Source organism: Cellulophaga omnivescoria (assembly GCF_001999725.1).
GTDB lineage: Bacteria > Bacteroidota > Bacteroidia > Flavobacteriales > Flavobacteriaceae > Cellulophaga > Cellulophaga omnivescoria.
The window spans coordinates 1-2203 of the sequence record NZ_MDDP01000040.1 but is presented as its reverse complement, the minus strand read 5'-3'; the positions used below and the strand labels follow the sequence as shown (position 1 = coordinate 2203).

Genomic DNA, 2203 nt, shown 5'->3' with positions numbered 1-2203 from the left:
TTTTTTTTTATTTTGTTAATTGCCATTCGGTTTCTCAAATTGGTTACAACGGTTTAGCTAAGCGTAGTGCGGTGGTAAGGAAACTTTTCGTTTCCGTCTGCGCACGAAGCTAAAGCTTATTGTTTAGTTTTATTTTTTCTTGTCCAAAGCTAAATCCATAAGATTTAGCGACATTCTAAATATACACAGACCTTTCGGTTTTACACTAAAGTCCGCATTACGTTTAGGTTTTGTTGTAGTGCGTATTTATTCCGTCCGAGTTGCAATAACTTCTCCAGTTTCATTTGGAACGCAATAAAACTTTAAGTACTGTTTACTTACTTCGCTGATAGGTAATGTAACGCCTTTTCTACCACGATTGAAAATGGTTATTAAATAAGTTTCATCTAACTTTTCTAAAATCCATTTCGAACCTTCCTTAATTTCTAACTCTTCCAATCTTTTCTTATCCCAGAGTTCTTTATTGAAAGCTATTTTGGTTTTTGATTTTCCTTTTTCCTGAAATTCAAAACTTAAGGACTCTATTTCATCTTGACTTAACTCCGTTTTAGTAGGTGAAAGTTTGACAAAGTTCATCTCCATTTGAACAGGGTCTGCGTTAAAAGTTCCATTGACATAAAGTCTCAATAAGTTTTCATTGATTAATTTTAAATCTGCATACTTTTCTCCATTTTCAAGAATTAGAGAACTGTCTTTTACAGTTAAATTCAAGTCAGATTTTTCTAATTGCAAATTGGTAAAAACATTAGCAGTATCATTTTTAAAATTAAGAATTTGTAGTCCGGGATTTTTTTTGAATTCCATATATCCAACTTCTTTCAGTATCCATTTTCCATTCAATTTTTGTCCATAATTTGGGCTAGAAATCATAATTATTAAAATTAGTAGAAATGTTTTTTTCATATGCACTACAACGTGTTTGTGTATGGAAAGTTGCGGTTTTGTGTGCGAGGATTTTCCGAAGGAAAATCAGACGTAACAAAATTGCAACTGACTTTGGTTAAGCACTAAACTACGCAATTTTTTATACACGTTGTTGTACGCTGGCTTTTATTCATTTTTTAATTCAATTTCAGTTACAGTCGGTTTTTCATAGGCTAAAACAGTCAAACATCCATTTGTTGTAGCTATAAAGAATTCATTCAACTCGTCGACAGCTCTACTTATATCTAAAATTCCGTTTTGATTAACTTCTCCAGATTTCCAACCTCCTTTTATTATTCTAAAGAGATGAAATCCATTTTTAAAATCAGGTAAATCCCAATAACCTAAAAAATCACCTTCGTCCAAATAACGAAATCCGTTAAATCCGCTAAATTCATATTTAATTCCGATTTGTTTTTCCGAGTTTTTCCAAGTCGAAATCGTTACTTTTAGTCCGAAATTTTCAGTCCATTGAAAATCAATTATATCACTTTCTTTTCTTGAGAAGTACTCTTTTCCAATTTTGTCAATTGTCATTTCCATAATCGATTTTCAGCTTGCGTACAACGTATTTGTATAAGCTTAGTTGCGCTGGAAATCCGCGAGGATTTTCAGATTAAGAAACTAAGATAGTAAAAATGCGAGGATTTTCCGCAGGAAAATCAGAAGCAATTAAACTTATACAGTGTTGTAAATTGTAGCTTTATCAGATTTGTTATTCAGCTTGAATGAAGTTCCGTGTTTGAGTAAGTTCTTATTCAGCATTTTTTTGCAACAATTTTCAATCCGAAAGAGTGAGAATCCACTCAATTTTTGTTTAGTCAGCGTTTTAAAATTCCGCAACCAAGCTCAATTCCGACCGAGTGAAGTTCCGCGTAAAGATTGTCAAATTCAGAGTTTGAGTAGTTTTATCCGCGAGATTAGTCAGAGTTTTTATTTTCAGAAATCTGAAGTTTTTAAAATTCGGAATTTTCAGCCGTATGAGTGAGCGCTATGATTTACAACGGTTTCGCATAACCGTCAGTTGCGGGTTAAATTAGTTATTATTTTCGGTTTGGCACAGACTTTAGCAATTCCGAGTGGATTCGGACGTAGTCGAATCCGCCGTAATTGCGGTTATACATCTTAAGTTAGCAATCTATTACATTTATATTTATTAATCAAAAAGAACCAGAGCGTAGAATAAGGTTATGATATACATGGAAACCAAGATTTCGTCAACATTGATAATCCAATGTCTCTGAAACAAATCACCAATCCCAAGAAACTAAGAAGAAAA

Annotated in this window: 2 protein-coding genes; both read right to left on the bottom strand. The window is 32.9% G+C overall.

Translation table 11 applies throughout. The features are described from left to right. Positions 1-246: 246 nt before the first annotated feature. Positions 247-903, bottom strand: coding sequence for a hypothetical protein (locus BFJ87_RS13160; RefSeq protein WP_077405423.1), 657 nt, complete (start codon positions 901-903; stop codon positions 247-249). A gap of 147 nt (positions 904-1050) precedes the next feature. Next, complete coding sequence (locus BFJ87_RS13155) at positions 1051-1461, bottom strand: hypothetical protein (RefSeq protein ID WP_171974515.1); 411 nt, start codon at positions 1459-1461, stop codon at positions 1051-1053. Between the last annotated feature and the right edge of the window lie 742 nt (positions 1462-2203).

What these genes read in the sequence shown, in the direction of transcription:
- BFJ87_RS13160 (WP_077405423.1), bottom strand. Translation starts at nt 903, where the DNA reads ATGAAAAAAACATTTCTACTAATTTTAATAATTATGATTTCTAGCCCA.
- BFJ87_RS13155 (WP_171974515.1), bottom strand. Translation starts at nt 1,461, where the DNA reads ATGACAATTGACAAAATTGGAAAAGAGTACTTCTCAAGAAAAGAAAGT.